Consider the following 17523-nt stretch of genomic DNA (forward strand, 5'->3'; position numbering starts at 1 on the left):
GCGAAACGCGGTAACCGGTCGAGATGCGCGCCTGGGTGTCCTGGAGGGATTTGCTGGTGGCGTTAAGGCTCTGCAGGGCCGTCAACGCGGCGGAGTTCGTCATGATGCTGGACATGGTACTCGTACCTTGATTTTACAGGTGTTTTTTTGACATACCGGGCCTCCCGGTATGACGGTGCGGCATCATGCCAATGATCTTCGAAATCGATCACCCGCCATCTGCGAGCGAATATGCGGGCAAGTCCCTACCAAAGGGCTAAACCGGACGGTTAATCGAAAATATATTGCTTGAATTCTGCGCTGGAGACGCGCGATGGCGACCAGCCGCCAGGGATCAGTTGCCAGCGCTCAGTTGAAGGAGCGCACAAGGCTGCCGACAAGCAGATTCCAGCCGTCGATCAGGACGAAGAACAGGATCTTGAACGGCAGCGACACCACCGTCGGCGGCAGCATCATCATGCCCATCGCCATGGTGATGGTGGCGACGATCAGGTCGATGACCAGGAATGGCAGCACGATCAGGAAGCCGATCTCGAAGCCGCGCCGGATTTCCGAGATCATGAAGGCGGGCACCAGGATGCGCAGGTCGACGGTGTCGCGCGAAACGGTCTGGCCGCGCTCGCGGGCGAGATCTGCGAAGAGGTCGAAATCCTTGTCGCGCACATTGCGCAGCATGAAGGTGCGGAATGGATCCGAAATCTTGTCGAAGGCTACTGTCTGGGTGATCTGGTTGTCCATCAGCGGCTTGACGCCGGTGTTCCAGGCCTGATCGAAGGTCGGCGCCATGACATAGAAGGTCATGAACAGCGACAGTGAAATGAGAATGAGGTTGGCGGGCGTCGACTGCAGGCCGATGCCGGCGCGCAGGATCGAGAAGGCGATGACGAAACGGGTGAAGCTCGTCACCATGATCAGCAAGCCGGGCGCCACCGACAGCACCGTAAGCAGGCCGAACATCTGGATGATGTAGCCGACGGTGGTGCCATCGGCCTTGCCGATGCCGCCGAGATCGAGTTGCTGCGCCGCCGCGACGGAGGTGGCGGCGGCGACCATCGCCGTGGCGAGAAGGAACTTTCTCATTCGAGCAGCAATGTCCTGATAAGAATCTGCTTGGCGTGACCCTGGCTGCGGATCGAGGCGCGTTCCTCAAGATCTGCCTTCAGGTGCTGGTAACCGCTGGCACCCTCGATCTGATGCATCTTCAAGGTGCGCACCAGGGCCAGAAGGTCCTGGTGGATGTCATCCGTCATGGACTGGGGCTGCGGCCCGTCATAGACGACAGACGCTTCCATTCTGATCCAGGTATCGGCAGGCGAGGCGATGTTGGTGGTGATCGGCGCGAGCACGACGAGCATCGGCCCCACGCCTGGCTCACCGGCCCCGGCGGGCTGTGCGGTCTTGCCTTCGTTCTCGGGCGCGACCGGCACCGACGCCGGTGCCCCGACGCCCTTGAGATAGCCGCCGGACATCCAGCCCATGCCGATGGCGGCCGCGGTCACAACCAGCAGCATGACGGCCTGGATGGCAAAGGAGGGACCCTTGCGCGGCTGGACCTGTTCGACGTTTGCCACGGTGCCGTGTTCCCCAATCCTAGAACGGAAGGACCTGGTCGAGAATCTGCTGGCCGTAGGCAGGTTGCTGGACCTCGGTGATGCGGCCGCGCCCGCCGTAGGAGATGCGGGCTTCGGCGATGCGTTCGTAGGGAATGGTGTTCTCGGCGCCGATATCGGCCGGCCGCACGATACCGGCGAGGGTCAACACCCTGAGCTCGGCGTTGACGCGCACTTCCTGCGATCCCGTGATCATCAAATTGCCGTTCGGCAGGACATCGGTGACGATGGCCGCGACATTGAGTTCAAGCGTTTCCGAGCGCTTGATCTCGCCGTCGGCCGTCGTGTCCGTGGTGGAGGTGAGAGCGCCGGCGCCCTTGCCGGCTGTGCTCCACTTGTCCCATTGCGCGCTGAGGTCGTAGCCGAGCTTGCGGTTGGCGGTGCGGCTCCTGTCGTTCTGGTTCTTGAAGTTGGCCCTGTCGTTGATCTTGATCTTGACGGTCAGGATGTCGCCCTGCGACAGCGCCCGCGGGTCGGTGAACAGCCGGCTCTGGCGGTCATCCCACAAGGAGAATTTCTTGACCGGCGTCGGCGGCGTTTGCGGATAACGATATAGGGACGAGGTGTTGCCGCCATCGATGCCGGAGCCGACCGGGGACAAAGCCGGCTCCTTGCCGACCTCCTTCAGGTTGGTCCCGCAACCGGACAGCCCGGCGACCGCGCATACGACGAGCATCTTGCGGATCATGACGGATCTACCCTTCGGGCTGCGCTGGCCATGATGCCGGTGAGCGTCGCCGCCGCCTTCTGGTCCATTTCGTTGAGGATGACGCTCGCCTTGCGTGAATCGAGCTTCATCAGTATGGCCGCCGCCAGGTCGGCGTTGACGATGGCCAGCCGCTCGGCGGCGGCGTCGGGCTTCATGCCGGCATAGATCTGGACGACGCCGTCTTCGGCCCGGGCCAGGAAAACCTCGCGCCGCTTCAGCCAGGTCTCGTATTCGGCCCGCTTCTCCTCCAGCGCCTTCATGCGCTGGTCGATGCCGGCCTGCAGCTGCTTCATCTCTTCCGCCTGCAAGGCATAGCGGCGGTCGCGGGCGGCGTCGGCGATGTTGGAGCAGAAGCGCTCGATCTCACTTTGATCCGGCGCCTTTTCCCGCGTCAAATGCTGCGGTGTCTCGGCCGCCGGCGCGCCCGGCAGGACCTGGCGAACCTTTTCTTCGCCGCGCGCCGTGCTGGCGACTAAGGACATGGCGACAACACTGGCCGCGAACAGGATTGCGGCGGCGCGGCGTCTTTCTTGGCGTGAGAGGGAGCGCGTCATCGGCATCGCCTATTGCAGAACCAGGTCGGCCTGCAGGGCGCCGGCCGACTTGATGCCCTGCAGAATGGCAATGATTCCGTCCGGCTTGACGCCGAGACGGTTGAGGCCGGAAACGAGCGTTTCGAGATCGGGTCCGTCAAGCACGGCGACGCGGGCATCGGGCCGGCTGGCGTCGATCGCGGTGAACGGCTCGACGGCCGTCTCGCCCCTGGAGAAAGGCTCGGGCTGGACGATGCGYGGCGCTTCGGTGATGCGCACGGTGAGCGTGCCGTGGCTGATGGCAACCCGCGAGATCTTGACGTCGTTGCCGATGACGATGGTGCCGGTGCGCTCGTCGATGACGACGCGGGCCGGCGTGTCGGATTCGACCACCAGGTTTTCGATCTCGGCATAGAAGCGGGCCGCCGAAACACCCTTCGGCCTCCTGATCTGCACGGTGCGGGAATCGCGCTCGGCCGCAACCCGCGCGCCGAAGCGCTGGCTGGTGTAGTCGTTGATGGCGTCGGCGATGCGAATGGCGGTCGAGAAGTCGGGGTTGCGCAATTGCAGGGTCAGCGTCGCCTGATCGTCGAACTCGGCCTGGACCGCGCGCTCGACGATGGCGCCGTTCGGCACACGGCCGGAAGTCGGCACGCCTTGCGTCAGCTGCTCGGCCTGTCCCTTGGCGGTGAAGCCGGAAACGATGACCGAGCCCTGGCCGACGGCATAGATCTCGCCGTCAGCCGCCTTCAAAGGCGTCATGATCAGCGTGCCGCCGGCGAGCGAGGTGGCATCGCCCATCGAGGAGACGTCGATGTCGATGCGGGCGCCGGACTGCACGTAGGGCGGCATGTTGGCGGTGACGATGACGGCGGCGACATTCTTGGCGCGTGCGCTGCCGCCTTCGGTGGCGATGCCGAGATTTTCGAGCATGGCGCGGATCGATTGTTCGGTGAACGGCGAGTTGCGCAGGCTGTCGCCCGACCCGGCAAGCCCGATGACCAGGCCGTAGCCGACCAGTTGGTTGTCGCGCGAACTCTGCAGCTGGGCGATGTCCTTGATGCGCGAGGCGACCTGGCCCGGCGGCAGCGAACTCGGCCCCGACGAAACCCGGAACATGCGGCTGGTGGTGGCCGGATTGTATTCGGGATCGTCGTAGACGCCGCCATTCTTGGCGGCGAGCTCGCGCTTGGCCTTGGGCGTCAGGCCGTCGGCCAGCGCCGGCTGCAGGCCGAGCACGGCTGCGAGGATCAGAGCAAGTCCGCGCGTCATGAAGCGCTGACCTGGATGGTCCCATCCGCCATCACCGTGCCGGACAGGATCTTGCCGCTGTCGACGTTGCGGACCTTGACAAGGTCGCYGGCGGAACCCGGCTGCAACGTCACCGCGGTGGCCGAGATCGTCAATCCGCCGGCGATGAAGAAGACCTGCACGGACGCACCCTGTTCGACCAGCCAGGCCTCACGGACGGCGGCGGAGGGGATGTAGCGGCCGGGAAGAAGCGTGCGCTTGGCGACCTTGCCGTCGAGTTCCTCGGCCCGGGTGGCGACCGCGTCCGGCTTGTGCTTGCCGGCGATCAGGGTCACACGCTTGAGCGCGCCAAGCTCGATGGTCTCGCCGGGATAAATAACCCGGTTGGGGATCAACACAACCTCGCCGGCAGGTTGGTTGCTGGCGATCTGAGTGGCCGACTGGTCCGCCGATTGATCTGCCGATTCCTGGGCGAAAGCCGGCATGCAGCCGGCCACCAGCGCAAGGACAAGCGCGGTGCGGCGGAATGCGGAGCAGGAGATCGGCATGGCCATCATCCCTACCTGATGTTCTTGGAAACGACCGAGGCCATGTCGTCGGCGGCCTGGATGACCTTGGAGTTCATYTCATAGGCGCGCTGCGCCGAGATCAGCTCGRTGATTTCCTTGACCGGGTCGACGTTGGAGGCCTCGAGATAGCCCTGCTGGATGGTGGCAAAGCCGGGATCGCCCGGCACGCCGACATTCGCCGGCCCGGAAGCCGTGGTTTCCTGGAACAGATTGTCGCCGAGCGGGGCGAGACCCGCCTCGTTGGCGAAATTGGCGATCTGGATCTGGCCGRGGTTCTGCAGGTCAGCCTGGCCATCGATGCGGGCGAAGACCTGGCCGGTCTTGTTGACGATGACCTCAACGGCGTCGGTGGGAACGGTGATTGCCGGAATGACACTGGCACCGTCCACCGTCACCAGCTGTCCGGTGGCGTTGGTGTTGAGGGCGCCGGCGCGGCTGTAGAGCGTACCGCCGTCGGCGCCTTCGATCTGGAACCAGCCCCTGCCGGTCAGCGCCAGGTCGAAACTGTTGCCGGTGCTGGTCAGTTCGCCCTGGGTGTGGACGTTGCGCACGGCCGTCGTCTTGACGCCGAGGCCGATCGAGACGCCCTCCGGCACCAGCGAGGTATTGGAGCGGTTGGGCACGCCCTGCGTGCGGTCGACCTGGTACAGCAGGTCGGAGAATTCGGCGCGTGCACGCTTGTAGCCGGTGGTGTTGATGTTGGCGATGTTGTTGGCGATGACTTCCAGGTTTGTCTGCTGGGCATTCATGCCAGTGGCGGCGATGGCGAGTGCTTTCATGGCGGAGTTCCTCAGATGCCCATTCGACTGACTTCGAGATAGGCGGAAACCACCTTGTCGCGGATGGCGACGGCGGTCTGCAGCGCCTGCTGCGCGCTCATCACGGCGTCGACCACCTGACGGGTGTCGGCGTCGCCCTTGAGCGCCTGCACCGATACCTGCTCGGCATTCGCCATCGTGCTGACGGTCTTGGAGGCCGCCTGGCTCAGCGCCTCGGCGAAGGAGGTGCCGATATTGCCGCCGGCCGAGGGGGGCGCGCCGCCCTGGAGCAGGCTTGTCACCGCGTCGTCGCCACCGACCGAGGACTTGAACTGAAGGGCTCCGATGCCGCTGATCATTACTGGTTCCTCATCAGGTCGATGGTCATGGAAATCAAGTCGCGCGCCTGCTTGACGACCTGGAGATTGGCTTCGTAGGAACGGTTGGCCTCGGTCATGTCGGCCATTTCGATCAGCACGTTGACGTTGGGCATCTTGACATAACCCTTGTCGTCGGCGGCCTCGTTGCCGGGTTGGAACTCGACGGGAAAGTCACTGGGATCGCGATCGATCGAGTTGACTTGGACAGTCGAGCTGCCGGAGGTCCGGTCGAGCTCGGAGACGAAGCTGATGGTCTTGCGGCGATAGGGATCGGACCCTGGCGTTGTGCCGGTCGACTGGGCGTTGGCCAGGTTTTCCGAAACCACACGCAAGCGCTCCGATTGGGCGCCGAGGCCGGACGCTGCGACTTTTAGGGCTGAGATCAGCGCGTCCATGGTCAGCTCTTCACCGCCATCATCATCATCGAATGGAACGCCTTGACGATCGCCGTGTTGAGCTCGAAGGAGCGGCGCACTTCGCCGGCCTTCATCAGCTGATCTTCCAGCACGACCGAGTTTTTGGACGGCATGACAACGCCGTCATCTTCCTGCGGCTTGACGGTGAAGCCGGCATTGGTCGCGGCGTTGCCGAGATGGCCGGCCTGCGTGGCCTGCAGCGACACCGCGGTGCGGTCGAGCACTTTTTCGAACGGCTCGACATCGTTTGCCGTGTAGCCCGGCGTGTTGGCGTTGGCGATGTTGCCGGCAATAGCGGACTGGCGCACGGCAAGCCATTGCGCTTGCTTGGCGGCGAGGTCGAAAAGGGAAACGGGCTCCATGGGAATCTCCGGGCGGGTTCCCGAAGACTAGGCCGCCAGTCTTGCGCGGACCTTGCGGATGACCGGACGCGCGAGACGGGGCGTTACCTGGAGAGTTCGATCACCTGGTCGGTGCTGGTGACCATGACCCATTTGCCGTTGCGCTGCTCGATGGAAGACACTTGGCTGGAGTCGGGCAATATCGAGCCCCGCTGGACCATCCATAGTCCGGCATCGTCCTCGATCATGGCGCGGCCGTTGGCGACATGAACCATGCGGAATTTCGCGGCGTCGGCCGGGAAGGGTTGCTCGTCGGGCGCAGGCGCGGGATTGGCGTCGTCCTGCACCGTTCCCGTGGCAAACAGATCGAGATTGGCCGCAGGAACGTCCTTTACCGTCAGCGGCGCGCTGCGTTCGGCGACCACGCCGCCGCCCGCCCGCCCCGAATTGGTGCCGGTGCCGCCGAACTTGATCGCCTGGACGCCAAACTGTTCCTGGTTGAAGAAGATGTACCAAGGAAACAGGGCGCAGATCAGCCCTAGTGTGAGGCCGAGCGCGGCAACAACGAAATCGCTGCGGCGGTCGGACTGTTTTTTCAGCCTGGGAAACTGTGCCTTTGGCGGCTGTGGCCATTCGGTGCGGGGGAACAGGCCGTCGATCAGCGACTCGCGGCTGGCTTGGGTCATCTCGCCAGCCTCCGCCTGGGGATCCCTGGGCAGAGCGAGCTCAGCAGCCTTGGACCGAACAGGCTCGGCTTTGGCAGCCCTCGGCAGGATTGGCTTGGCGGCCCTGGGCAGGATTGGCTTGGCGGCCCGGGCTAGAACAGCCTCGGCTTTCGCAGCTATGGCGCGGGCAGCCTTTGCCTTGGCAAATCTGGCTTCGTCAGCCCTGGCTTGTTCCGCAGCGTTGGCCTCCGCGATCATCTCGCGCAGGATACGCTCGGTGTACTGGCGTTCAGTCTCCTGCATCGGCATTCAGCTTACCCTTGAGGTGACGGGCGAGATCGGAGAACGGTTCGGCGGACGGACGGTCCTTGGGCGATTGCGTCAGCGCCTCGTAGATCAGCGGCACCTGGCGCACGGCAATATCGAGCTCGGCGTCGACGCCGCCCTGATAGGCGCCCAGCAAACGGATGTCGCGCGTGTCCTCGAAGCGGGCGATCATCGACTTCAGCCTCGTCACCAGCGCGCGCTGTTCGGCGCTCCAGGCCTTGCCGGCAAGACGCGATATGGACGACAGCGGATTGACCGGCGGATAGCGGCCCTGTTCGGCGATCGCACGGTCGAGCACGACATGGCCGTCAAGGATGCCACGCACGGAGTCGGCGACCGGGTCGTTGTGGTCGTCGCCGTCGACCAGCACGGAAATGATGGCGGTGATCGATCCCCTGCCTTCAACCCCGGGGCCTTCGGCGCCCGGTCCGGCGCGCTCGAGCAGCTTGGGCAGTTCGGTGAACACTGAAGCGGGATAGCCGCGGGCGACCGGCGGCTCGCCGGTTCCCGTCGCCACCTCGCGCAAGGCATGGGCGAAGCGGGTGATCGAATCCAGCACCAGAAGCACGCGGTGGCCCTGGTCGCGAAAATGCTCGGCGACGCGCATGGCGGTGTCGGGCGCACGCCGGCGCATCATGGCGCTCTCGTCGCTGGTGGCGACGACGGCGACGGTCTTGTCCATGCTGTCGCCGATCGTATCCTCGAGGAATTCACGGACTTCGCGGCCGCGTTCGCCGATCAGCGCCACGACGACGGTATCGAAGGCGTCGGCGCCGGCAAGCATGGCGAGCAGCGTCGACTTGCCGACGCCGGAGCCGGCGAAGATGCCGAGGCGCTGGCCGAAACAAAGCGGCGTGAAGATGTCGATGACCTTGACGCCGGTCATGAAGGCGGTGCCGACGCGCTGCCGGGCCATGGCGCCGGGCGTGGTCCGGGCGCCGCTCGGCGTGTCGTCACCCCTGACCAGTGAGGGGCCGGCATCGATCGCCCTGGTGAGCGCGTCGATGGTGCGGCCGCGCCACGAGGCATGCGGCGCCACCGCGAGCGGGCCGCGGCGGAACACGGCATCCCCGATGCCGGCATCGGCGCTGCGTTCGAAGGGTGCCACGACGACCTCGTCACGGCTGATCTTGACGATCTCGCCACGGCGTGCGCCGGCATGGCCGCGCTGTTCGACAATGTCGCCCAGCCTGGCGAAGTCGGAAAGGCCGCGCACCTTGTAGTGCGTGGACGTCACTTCGACGACGCGGCCGCCGCGCTTGAGCAGCGCTTCGGTGCCGGCGAAACGTCGCCATACCCGTTCCAGCGCGGCAAGCCGGTCTTCGGGAGCCGGCTGGAGCTGTCTTTCGGGTGCGCGCAGGGATGGCTGGTCGAGCGACATGGACTATTTCGAGCCGAGCGTCTTGATCGCCTCGTCGGTGGAGGAGTCGGTCTGCCGCATCAGGGCCGCGGTGTTTTCGAACGCGCGCTGCACCTGGATCAGCCGGGTGATCTCCAGCACCGGATTGACGTTGGATTCTTCGAGAAAACCCTGGGCGATGCCGGTATCGGAGCGATCGGTGACCGGCTCCGGCGTGCGCGCCGGAATGATCCCGGAATTGCCGTAGCGGACGAAATTCTCGCCGGGATCGAAATTGTAGAGGCCGATGGAGCCGACAAGCTGATCGTTCTGGCGCAGCGAACCGTCGGCCCCGGCCTTGGGCGGACCGTTGCGGGGGTCGAGCTGGATCGGGGTACCGCCGGCGTCGAGCACCGGGTGGCCCTCGATCGACATCAGTTCGCCATTCTCATTCATCGAAAAGCGCCCGTCGCGGGTCATGACGGTGCCGACCGGCGTATCGATGGCGAACCAGGCATCGCCCTGGACGGCGAAATCGAACGGATTTCCGGTCTCGGTCAAGGCGCCGTGCGCGCCGGAAAGATAGGTCTTGCCCGAAGACGCGAAGGATACCGACTTCGGCCCGGTGCCGGAGACGACATCCTCGAATTTCACGCCGGTAGCGCGAAAGCCGACCGTCGAGGCGTTGGCGACGTTGTCGGCGATCGTGTCGAGGCGGCGCTCGAGCGCGATCTGTGAGGAAAGGGCGACGTACAGGCTGTCCCGCATGATGGTCTCAGAACCTCAATTTCTGCATGGCCATCATCAGGTCGGTGGAGATGCCGACCGTGATCGGCTGGGCAAACAGCACGCTGGCCGAGCTGACCGCCGATGAGGTCGGGTTGTTTATCTCGTACATGCTGGTGAAGCGGGTCAGGAACTTGCCGAGCTTCTCGGGATCGGTGAAATCCGAGATGTCGAGTTTCTGCTCGAACAGCTGCGCCTGCTTGTCGATGTTGGCGGTGGCGAAGGAATCGGGCAGCCCGAGCGCGGTGCGCACGACGCTGGCAAGGGCAGTGTCGGCCAGCACGTCGTACCAACTGGTGATGGTCGGTGCCTTGCGATCGAAATAGAGCGCCAGCCGTACGCCCTGGTTGGTGTTGCCGGCATCCTCTTCGAGCGTCTGGCGCATGTACTTGTCGACGGTCGGCTGCTGCGCCGAAACGATGGTGGTGGCGCTCGCGCCATTGGCTTCGAAATTGAAAGCCGAGGCGAGTGCTGCGTAGGTCTTGTCCGTCATCTTGTTGGCGACGCTGTCGGGGTCGCGGACGCCGCCCTGCAGAACCCGCTTGATGAGATCCTTGTCCTGCGTCGCCGCGTCGAGGCCGAATGACGCGAGGGCGTAGGTGTAGAGCCGGTTGTTCGACATCAGATCGTCGATCGACTTCACCTTGGTGATGTTGGCGAGATAATATGTCGTCTCGCCCTTCACATAGTCGGAGTTCGGATCGAGGCCGGCGATTGCCGCCTGCGTGGCGTAGTTCTTGGTCACCATCTGCTGCGTCTTGTTGTAGATGGTCGCATCGGCGCCGTTGGCGGCGAAGTTGAAGGCGCTGACGAACTCGGCGTAGCGCTTGTCGGTCAACTTGTTGGCAAAGCTGTTGGGATCGGAGACGCCTTCCTTCAACGCCTTGACCATGAAGGCCTTGGCGTAGTCCATGTTCTCGAGGCCGTAGGCCTTCATGGCATATTTGAACAACCGGTCATTTTTGACGAAATCGTCGATCGATTTCACCTTGGTGATGTTGGCGAGATAATATTTGGTATCGCGGTCAACGACGGGCTGCTGCTCGATCCTGTCGAGCGACTTCGAGATGTCCTTGGTGATGAGCTGGTAGCTGGTAAAGGTATTAAGCAAAGACGTGCCTCCGGCCGAAGCTATGCCGGCACAATACCCCCACTTCCTTGCGCGAAACTGAATCGGATCCGCGGCTTCGATTCAAGCCTCACACAAGGCACGAGGGCTATCCCTTGCTTCCGATGTGAAATGCGGAAGGACCTGTTGTGGGCATTCTGATTGGACTGGTGGTAACGCTCGGCTGCGTGCTTGGCGGCTTCATGGCCATGGGCGGCCATCTTCATGTGCTGGTCCAGCCGTGGGAAGCCGTGGTCATCTGTGGCGCCGCGTTCGGCACGTTTCTGGTCGCCAATCCGATGAAGACGGTCAAGGATACCGGCAAGGCCATCCTCGAGGCGTTCAAGCAGGCGGTGCCGAAGGAACAGAACTACCTCGAAACGCTCGGCGTGCTGCACAGCCTGATGCGCGAGCTGCGCTCAAAATCGCGCAGCGAGGTCGAGGCGCATATCGACAATCCGGAGGAATCGGCGATCTTCCAGGCCTTTCCGACCGTGCTCAAGAACCACGATTTGATGAATTTCATCTGCGATTACTGCCGCATCATCATCATCGGCAATGCCCGCTCGCACGAGATCGAGGCGCTGATGGACGAGGAAATCCAGACCATCAAGTCCGACAAGATGAAGGCTTATCACGCGATGGTGGCGGTCGGCGACGGCCTGCCCGCGCTCGGCATCGTCGCCGCCGTGCTTGGCGTGGTCAAGGCGATGGGCGCGCTCGACCAGTCGCCTGAGATCCTCGGCGGCCTGATTGGCGCGGCCCTGGTTGGCACCTTCCTCGGCATCTTCCTTTCCTATGCGGTGGTCGGGCCGGTCGCCACCAAGATCAAGACCGTGCGCGAGAAGAACAACCGCCTCTACATCATCGTCAAGCAGACGCTGCTGGCCTACATGAACGGCGCACTGCCGCAGGTGGCGATCGAGTTTGGCCGCAAGACCATCTCGTCCTATGAGCGGCCAACGATCGACGCCGTCGAGCAGAGCACGATGAACACCGGCACCGCCGAGAAGAAGGCTGCCTGAACGATGCGCCAGAGATCGGTCCCAGCATTGTCATGACAAGCCCGGGAAGCCCCTCGGAAGCCCGCTCGCTGATTATCGAGCGCCTGGTCGGCGACAGCGGCGAGGCCGCCCAGGTCATCGGCACCGGCCGGGGCATGGCCGAGCGCGCCGCGCCGCTGCTGCAGAAGAGCCTGACCAGTGAGCTTGGCGTGCCGGTCACCGTCGATCTCAGGACCGTCGAGATCAGCCGCGTCGCGGAAGCGCGCTCGCATGCCGGCGATACGTTTGCCATGACCATCGTCGCATCAGCCACGTCGTCCGATGCCATGACCGTGGTGATCGATGCGCCGGCGATCGCAATCACGGTTTCTACGCTGTTCGGCGGTGACCCGGAGATGCCGGCATCGCCTATCGAGCGCGATCTGTCGCAGATCGAGGTCGATGTCTCGACCATGGTGTTCCAGCAGGTCGCACAGGCCCTGAACGGATCCGGACGGCGCTCGCTCGATCTGCGCCTGCCCGTGTCGCGGGCGATGTCGGGCACCGAAGCAAAACGGCACGTGCTGCGCGACGGCGCTGCAGTCCGCATCGTCTTTGGCATCTCGACGCCGGCCGATAGCGGCACCGTCACGGTGACGATGCCGCAGCGTATCGTGCTGGCCAGCCGCGATAGCGCCGCCGGTGTCAGCCAGGACGATCACAGCGCCAGCTGGCGCGCGCGCTTTTCGGAAGAAGTGATGCGATCGACGGTGGCACTAGAGGCCACCATGCCGCTTGCACGACTGACACTCGGCGACCTTGCCGATTTCGAAATCGGCCAGGTCATCGAATTCGAGGAAACGGCACAGTCGCAGGCGCGTCTCAGCGCGCGCGGCAAGACCCTGTTCGTATGCGAGTTCGGCAAACTGGGTCAGAATTACACCGTCCGAATCAGGCATCCCTACGATGCCGGGCAGGATTTTATCGACGGGCTGATGCCGGCTGCCGCCGGACGCGCCTGAGCATTTGGAGACGATTCATGGCCCAGACCAAGGCGGAAGCCGACCTCGACCAGCCCGACGAGCAGCTCGACCGCGCCATCGAAGAATTGCGCGGGGTCCTGCATGAAGAGGAACAGCGCCCGGACGCGGCGTTCAGAGCCGCTTCATCAGCCAATTCAAGCGTCATCATGAACATCCCCGTCGATGTCCAGATCATCCTCGGCAGCACCGAGATGCCGGTCTCCGACCTGATGGCGCTGCAGAAAGGTTCGACGGTGGGGCTCAACCGGCGCATCGGCGAACCTGTCGACGTCGTGGTCAACGGCCGCAAGATCGCACGCGGCGAGATCACCGTGCTGGAAAGCGATCCGTCGCGCTTCGGCATCAGGCTGACCGAAATCATCGCCGGCACGAAGGGCGCCTAGACATGGATTGCGGGGCTTGCCGGTGGCAGCGGAGGCGAGAGGCATGACGACGCCGGTGACCTTGACCCGAGCGCAGAAGGCGGCCGCCATACTGGTGGCGATGGGCAAACCGTCGGCCAGCCGTCTCTTGAAATTCTTCAAGCAGGAAGAATTGAAGGCGCTGATCGAGGGCGCCCGGCTGCTGCGGACCATTCCGCAAAGCGATCTAGAGCGCATCGTCGCCGAGTTCGAGGCCGAGTTCACCGAAGGGGCGGGACTGCTCGATTCGGCCGACAGGATGGACACAATCCTCAATGAATCGCTCTCGCCCGAAGAGATGAGCGCGATCATGGGCGACAAGAAATTCGAGGTCGCGCCGGAAGCCCCGCTGCCGATCTGGCCCGAGCTCGAAAAGCTCGAACCGGCGCGGCTTGGCGCCTTCCTGGCCGGCGAACATCCGCAGACCGCGGCCATGGTGCTGTCGAAGCTGGCGCCGCAAGCGGCGGCGAGCGTGCTCCTGACGCTAACCAAGCCGACGCGCGGCGAAATCATCAAGCGCATGGTGACGATGGCTAATGTTCCGGACGCTGCCACCAGGATCGTCGAAAACCGGCTGCGCAGCAGCGTGCTGACGGAAACCTCGACCAAGGACACTTCGGCCGGGCAGGCGCGCGTCGCCAGTGTTCTCAACGAACTGGACAAGCCGCTGCTCGAGGAGGTCATGCAGGACCTGGAGGCCGCCGGCACGCCCGATCTCGACGGCGTCCGCGCTCGCCTGTTCGCCTTCGACGATTTGCCGCTGCTGACCCAGAAAGCGCGGGTGCTGCTGTTCGACGGGCTGTCGACCGAACTGGTCACGCTGGCCTTGCGCGGCACTTCGGCCGCGCTTGCCGAGGCGGCGCTGTCGGCGATCGGCGCGCGGTCGCGGCGCATGATCGAAGCCGAGCTCGGACAAGGGTCGGAGGGCGTTGCCCTTGCCGACATCATGGCAGCGCGCAAGTCGATCGTGTCAACGACGATCCGGCTGTCGCGCGAAGGCGCCTTCGAACTTCCCTCGACCCAGAACGCCGCCTAAGACCGCGACATGGCTGACGCGGTCGACAAGGATTCTAAAACCGAAGAGGCGACGGAAAAGAAGATCCGCGACACCATCGAACAGGGCAAGCTGCCCCATTCGCGGGAGACGGCGCTGCTGGCATCCTTCGTCGCCATACTGGTGTTCACCGTCTTCTACGCCAAGGACGCCATCATCGATCTCGGCATGTTTCTGTCGATGTTCCTGGAGAAGCCGGAAGCCTGGCCGATGGACACCGAGACCGACGTCATCGCACTCTACAAGATCGTCCTCCTGGAGGTGGGCCGCGCCATCGTCAGCCTGCTGGTGCTGTTGAGCGTTGCCGGTGTCGGCGCCTCGGTGTTCCAGAACATGCCGCAATTCGTCGGCGAGCGGATCCGGCCGCAACTCTCGCGCATCTCGATTGCCAAGGGCTGGAACAGGCTGTTCGGCATTCAGGGTTGGGTCGAGTTCCTGAAGTCTCTCGGCAAGGTCGGTTTCGCCATCGTCGTGCTGAGCTTCACGCTGTCGGAAGACCACCGTAAGCTGCTCGCCGGCATGATTACCAATCCGGTTGCGTTCGGCCTCGTCATCCGTGGCATCGCCGTCGACATCCTGGTGGCGATCGTTTTCGTCATGGGGCTGATCGCGGCGGTCGACATCGTCTGGTCGCGCTTCCACTGGAAGCAGGACCTGCGCATGAGCAAGCAGGAGGTCAAGGACGAGTTCAAGCAGTCCGAGGGTGACCCGATCGTCAAGTCGCGGCTGCGCTCGCTGGCGCGCGACCGGGCGCGCAAACGGATGATGACGGCGGTGCCGCGCGCGACGCTGATCATCGCCAACCCGACCCACTTCTCGATTGCGCTGAAATATGTGCGCGACGAAGATTCGGCGCCGATCGTACTGGCCAAGGGGCAGGATCTGGTGGCGCTGAAAATCCGCGAGATCGCGCGGGAACACAACATCCCGATCTTCGAGGACGTGGCGCTCGCCCGCTCCATGTACAAGCAAGTTTCGGTCGATAATGTGATCCCGTCGCAATTCTATCAGGCCGTCGCCGAACTGGTGCGGGTCGTCTACTCGAAAAAGGCTGAGCGCAGACAGATTTCATGAACCGGCAACCGCACGCAAACTCCCGCGAGATCATCGTCGCCAGCGCCATCGAGCAAGTGGTGGGGGAACTCCGGCTGATCGATGTCGCCGACTACATCGCCTTCATCCGGCTGGAGCATTTCGCGTGCCTGTCGGATCTGGTCGATTCGGCGGTGGAGCTGTTTTTCATGCCGGGTACGCTGCGGCTCGGCCATGGCGGCGAGGCGCATGTCGACTGGAGCGGCAGCCCGCGCATCGTGCTCGATCTGGAGCTGAGGCCGCCGGGTGTCACCGTCTATTTCCAGCTGACGCTGAGCGAGCACGGTGCTTCCGTGGTGGTCAACTATGTCTCGTTCGAGAAGCCGGGCGAAGACCCTGAGCACAACACGGCCCTGCTCGAGGCGGTGATCGAACAAGCGCGCATCCGCAGGGTCGAGCCGCTGGCCTTTCGCTGAACATCGRCCGCTTCCGAGCTGCGGCTGAAAGACCCACGAATTTGCCCTATTCGATAAGCCCCAGCCGCAACGCCTTGGCCACCGCCTGGTTGCGGTTGACCGCGTTGAGCTTCTGGGTGGATTGGGTCAGGTACTGGTTGGCGGTGTGCACCGAAAGCTTCAGCAGCCGCGCGATCTCCTCGCTGGTGTTGCCATTGGCGGTCAGCTTCAGGCATTCGAGCTCGCGCTTGGAAATCGCGCGCATGCGGCCGGTATCGCTTGGGCGCATGAGGGCGACAGCGGCAAACAGCGAAAAGCAGCGGGCATGGATCTCGTAGAGCGCGTCCTGCGGCAGGACGATCTCGGACCCCAGGAAGACGACAAGGCCGCATTGCCCACGCTCGGCATGGACGGGGAAGGCGATGCCGCTCGTGCCAGGCGCCAGCGGTGCCATCTGCTCGGTCCAGGCGAGATTGCCGAACGTCTCCGCCATGGCGGCGATGCCGTCGTCGGTCCACCAGCGCGGTTCCGTCGAGTTGCGGGTGTGGCGCACGATTTCCTCGCCATTGGCACCTGAAATGAACTTGGTCGCCACCGCAACGCCGGGATAGTCGGAATCGAGGCAAGGCACGAGCCGTGCCCGTTCGGCCGACGGGCTGACGAAGAACAGGCCGAAGGCCGAGGCGTTGATGTCGACAGCGATCCATCGGCAGCGGCGCACGGCGTCTGGAATGGTGACGGCGTGATGGGTCTCGGAGCCGAGCGAGAAGGCGCCGAACGGGTTGCGCTGCTCGTTGAAAAGGGCTTCGGCAGCCTCCTTGATATCGGCCTGTTTCAAATGATGCCGCTCCTGATCGCCGTGGCGATGGCCATCGCGCGGTTGCTGGCCGCGAATTTCTGGATGGCGTGGGTGATGTAGCTGTTGACGGTGTTGGAGGAGACGCCAAGGATGACGGCGACCTCGTCGGTGGTCTTGCCTTCGGAGACCCAGAACAGGCATTCGCGCTCGCGGTCCGACAGCGGATCCTGCATGGCGGCGGCGGCAATCAGCTGCGGGATGTGCGAGAGCGCATAGCAGCATTTCRGTTGCGCCCTCATCAGCGCCGGCTGGTCGATGCTGCCGGCAGTCGCTGCCGAGAACAGAGCGAACAGGCGCTGGCGGCCGACATTAAGCTTGAGTGAATAGACCTCGGCATGACCGAGCACATCGAGAAGGCGGGCCTCCTCGCCGGTGATCAACCCGTTCGTCTCGGGCGCTTGCGATGCCACCAGCGGTCTCGGGCGGATGCCGGGCGCAACGGTGAGCGCGCCTTGTGCAAGCCCGGCGATCAGCCGCTTGCCGATCAGCTCGATGGCGTCGAAAATCCAGTTGGACGAAACGATGCGAGCATCGTTGCGGTCCTGGTCGTGGACAATGGCAACCAGCATATAGCTGTCGGCGCCGATCTCGGCGGTCAGCTGCATGAAAAAGCTTGTGAGATCACCGCGCGACGTCAGGCGCGAGCCCAATGTATCGGATTGAAGAAGCGCGGCGGGACTGCTCATTCTTGTTGCTTTTGGCCGGAATCGTTTCTGCTGTCCGGATGCTGGGTGCCAGCCGCCGAACCTGAATACGCATTACTTTGACGAAGACACACGCTTGGCGCAGGGCTGCGCCAACCAGATCCGAATCCATTCAGGGAACGCGAAGCCGTCCGCGTCTGGTGCCGGAAAACTCCGGAACAAGAGACTTTGGGTGGTTGCCGCGCCCCCCTAGGACCGGC

The 17523-nt window shown here is 63.9% G+C and carries 23 protein-coding genes; 6 read left to right on the top strand and 17 right to left on the bottom strand.

The window, feature by feature from the left end; translation table 11 throughout:
• The 15 genes from ACXJ7R_RS09355 to ACXJ7R_RS09425 form a co-directional block, all read right to left on the bottom strand.
• A partial coding sequence (locus ACXJ7R_RS09355) for a flagellin N-terminal helical domain-containing protein (RefSeq protein WP_457151609.1) occupies positions 1-115 on the bottom strand: 115 nt, incomplete at its 3' end.
• A gap of 233 nt (positions 116-348) precedes the next feature.
• Positions 349-1080, bottom strand: coding sequence for a flagellar type III secretion system pore protein FliP (fliP, locus tag ACXJ7R_RS09360; RefSeq protein WP_457151590.1), 732 nt, complete (start codon positions 1078-1080; stop codon positions 349-351).
• Positions 1077-1571 carry a flagellar basal body-associated FliL family protein gene (locus ACXJ7R_RS09365; protein ID WP_457151591.1) on the bottom strand — a complete coding sequence of 165 codons (495 nt, stop codon included), beginning with the start codon at positions 1569-1571 and terminating at the stop codon, positions 1077-1079. The genes fliP and ACXJ7R_RS09365 overlap by 4 nt, the downstream gene beginning before the upstream one ends.
• A 19-nt stretch (positions 1572-1590) precedes the next feature.
• Positions 1591-2298 carry a flagellar basal body L-ring protein FlgH gene (flgH, locus tag ACXJ7R_RS09370; protein ID WP_457151592.1) on the bottom strand — a complete coding sequence of 236 codons (708 nt, stop codon included), beginning with the start codon at positions 2296-2298 and terminating at the stop codon, positions 1591-1593.
• A complete protein-coding gene (locus ACXJ7R_RS09375) occupies positions 2295-2879 on the bottom strand; it encodes a MotE family protein (RefSeq protein ID WP_457151593.1) in 585 nt (194 codons plus the stop codon). The genes flgH and ACXJ7R_RS09375 overlap by 4 nt, the downstream gene beginning before the upstream one ends.
• A 3-nt stretch (positions 2880-2882) precedes the next feature.
• Positions 2883-4124: a flagellar basal body P-ring protein FlgI gene (locus ACXJ7R_RS09380; RefSeq protein ID WP_457151594.1), complete on the bottom strand. Its 1242-nt coding sequence runs from the start codon at positions 4122-4124 to the stop codon at positions 2883-2885.
• Entirely contained in the window at positions 4121-4657 is a 537-nt protein-coding gene (gene flgA, locus ACXJ7R_RS09385; protein WP_457151595.1) for a flagellar basal body P-ring formation chaperone FlgA, read from the bottom strand. The genes ACXJ7R_RS09380 and flgA overlap by 4 nt, the downstream gene beginning before the upstream one ends.
• A gap of 5 nt (positions 4658-4662) precedes the next feature.
• A complete protein-coding gene (gene flgG / locus ACXJ7R_RS09390) occupies positions 4663-5451 on the bottom strand; it encodes a flagellar basal-body rod protein FlgG (RefSeq protein WP_457151596.1) in 789 nt (262 codons plus the stop codon).
• Positions 5452-5462: 11 nt separating this feature from the next.
• Positions 5463-5789 carry a flagellar hook-basal body complex protein FliE gene (locus ACXJ7R_RS09395; RefSeq protein WP_457151597.1) on the bottom strand — a complete coding sequence of 109 codons (327 nt, stop codon included), beginning with the start codon at positions 5787-5789 and terminating at the stop codon, positions 5463-5465.
• Complete coding sequence (gene flgC, locus ACXJ7R_RS09400) at positions 5789-6205, bottom strand: flagellar basal body rod protein FlgC (RefSeq protein WP_457151598.1); 417 nt, start codon at positions 6203-6205, stop codon at positions 5789-5791. Before flgC ends, ACXJ7R_RS09395 begins: the two co-directional genes overlap by 1 nt.
• Positions 6206-6207: 2 nt before the next feature.
• Entirely contained in the window at positions 6208-6588 is a 381-nt protein-coding gene (flgB, locus tag ACXJ7R_RS09405; protein WP_095084506.1) for a flagellar basal body rod protein FlgB, read from the bottom strand.
• 83 nt (positions 6589-6671) lie between these two features.
• Positions 6672-7541, bottom strand: coding sequence for a hypothetical protein (locus ACXJ7R_RS09410; RefSeq protein WP_457151599.1), 870 nt, complete (start codon positions 7539-7541; stop codon positions 6672-6674).
• Positions 7522-8940, bottom strand: a complete 1419-nt coding sequence (gene fliI, locus ACXJ7R_RS09415) for a flagellar protein export ATPase FliI (protein WP_457151600.1) — start codon at positions 8938-8940, stop codon at positions 7522-7524. Before fliI ends, ACXJ7R_RS09410 begins: the two co-directional genes overlap by 20 nt.
• Before the next feature lie 3 nt (positions 8941-8943).
• On the bottom strand, positions 8944-9666 hold the full coding sequence (gene flgF / locus ACXJ7R_RS09420; protein ID WP_457151601.1) for a flagellar basal-body rod protein FlgF: 723 nt from the start codon (positions 9664-9666) through the stop codon (positions 8944-8946).
• 7 nt (positions 9667-9673) lie between these two features.
• Positions 9674-10795 carry a DUF1217 domain-containing protein gene (locus ACXJ7R_RS09425; protein WP_457151602.1) on the bottom strand — a complete coding sequence of 374 codons (1122 nt, stop codon included), beginning with the start codon at positions 10793-10795 and terminating at the stop codon, positions 9674-9676.
• A gap of 146 nt (positions 10796-10941) precedes the next feature.
• Between ACXJ7R_RS09425 and motA the strand changes: the two genes are divergently transcribed.
• Genes motA through ACXJ7R_RS09455 form a run of 6 tightly spaced genes read left to right on the top strand, consistent with a single transcriptional unit; the run spans position 10942 to position 15781 of the window.
• Complete coding sequence (motA, locus tag ACXJ7R_RS09430) at positions 10942-11817, top strand: flagellar motor stator protein MotA (RefSeq protein ID WP_095084502.1); 876 nt, start codon at positions 10942-10944, stop codon at positions 11815-11817.
• A gap of 32 nt (positions 11818-11849) precedes the next feature.
• The gene (locus ACXJ7R_RS09435; protein WP_457151603.1) at positions 11850-12797 is read left to right on the top strand and encodes a FliM/FliN family flagellar motor switch protein; all 948 of its coding nucleotides are present in this window, start codon (positions 11850-11852) and stop codon (positions 12795-12797) included.
• Positions 12798-12814: 17 nt separating this feature from the next.
• A complete protein-coding gene (gene fliN / locus ACXJ7R_RS09440; RefSeq protein WP_457151604.1) occupies positions 12815-13201 on the top strand; it encodes a flagellar motor switch protein FliN in 387 nt (128 codons plus the stop codon).
• Positions 13202-13244: 43 nt separating this feature from the next.
• Positions 13245-14255, top strand: coding sequence for a flagellar motor switch protein FliG (locus ACXJ7R_RS09445; protein WP_457151605.1), 1011 nt, complete (start codon positions 13245-13247; stop codon positions 14253-14255).
• 9 nt (positions 14256-14264) lie between these two features.
• Complete coding sequence (gene flhB / locus ACXJ7R_RS09450; protein WP_095084498.1) at positions 14265-15347, top strand: flagellar biosynthesis protein FlhB; 1083 nt, start codon at positions 14265-14267, stop codon at positions 15345-15347.
• The gene (locus ACXJ7R_RS09455; RefSeq protein ID WP_457151606.1) at positions 15344-15781 is read left to right on the top strand and encodes a hypothetical protein; all 438 of its coding nucleotides are present in this window, start codon (positions 15344-15346) and stop codon (positions 15779-15781) included. Before flhB ends, ACXJ7R_RS09455 begins: the two co-directional genes overlap by 4 nt.
• A gap of 46 nt (positions 15782-15827) precedes the next feature.
• Here ACXJ7R_RS09455 and ACXJ7R_RS09460 read toward each other — a convergent pair whose 3' ends face one another.
• A complete protein-coding gene (locus ACXJ7R_RS09460; RefSeq protein ID WP_457151607.1) occupies positions 15828-16598 on the bottom strand; it encodes a LuxR C-terminal-related transcriptional regulator in 771 nt (256 codons plus the stop codon).
• The gene (locus ACXJ7R_RS09465) at positions 16595-17305 is read right to left on the bottom strand and encodes a helix-turn-helix transcriptional regulator (RefSeq protein WP_457151608.1); all 711 of its coding nucleotides are present in this window, start codon (positions 17303-17305) and stop codon (positions 16595-16597) included. The genes ACXJ7R_RS09460 and ACXJ7R_RS09465 overlap by 4 nt, the downstream gene beginning before the upstream one ends.
• Between the last annotated feature and the right edge of the window lie 218 nt (positions 17306-17523).

The sequence above is a fragment of the Mesorhizobium sp. P5_C1 genome, from assembly GCF_054049815.1.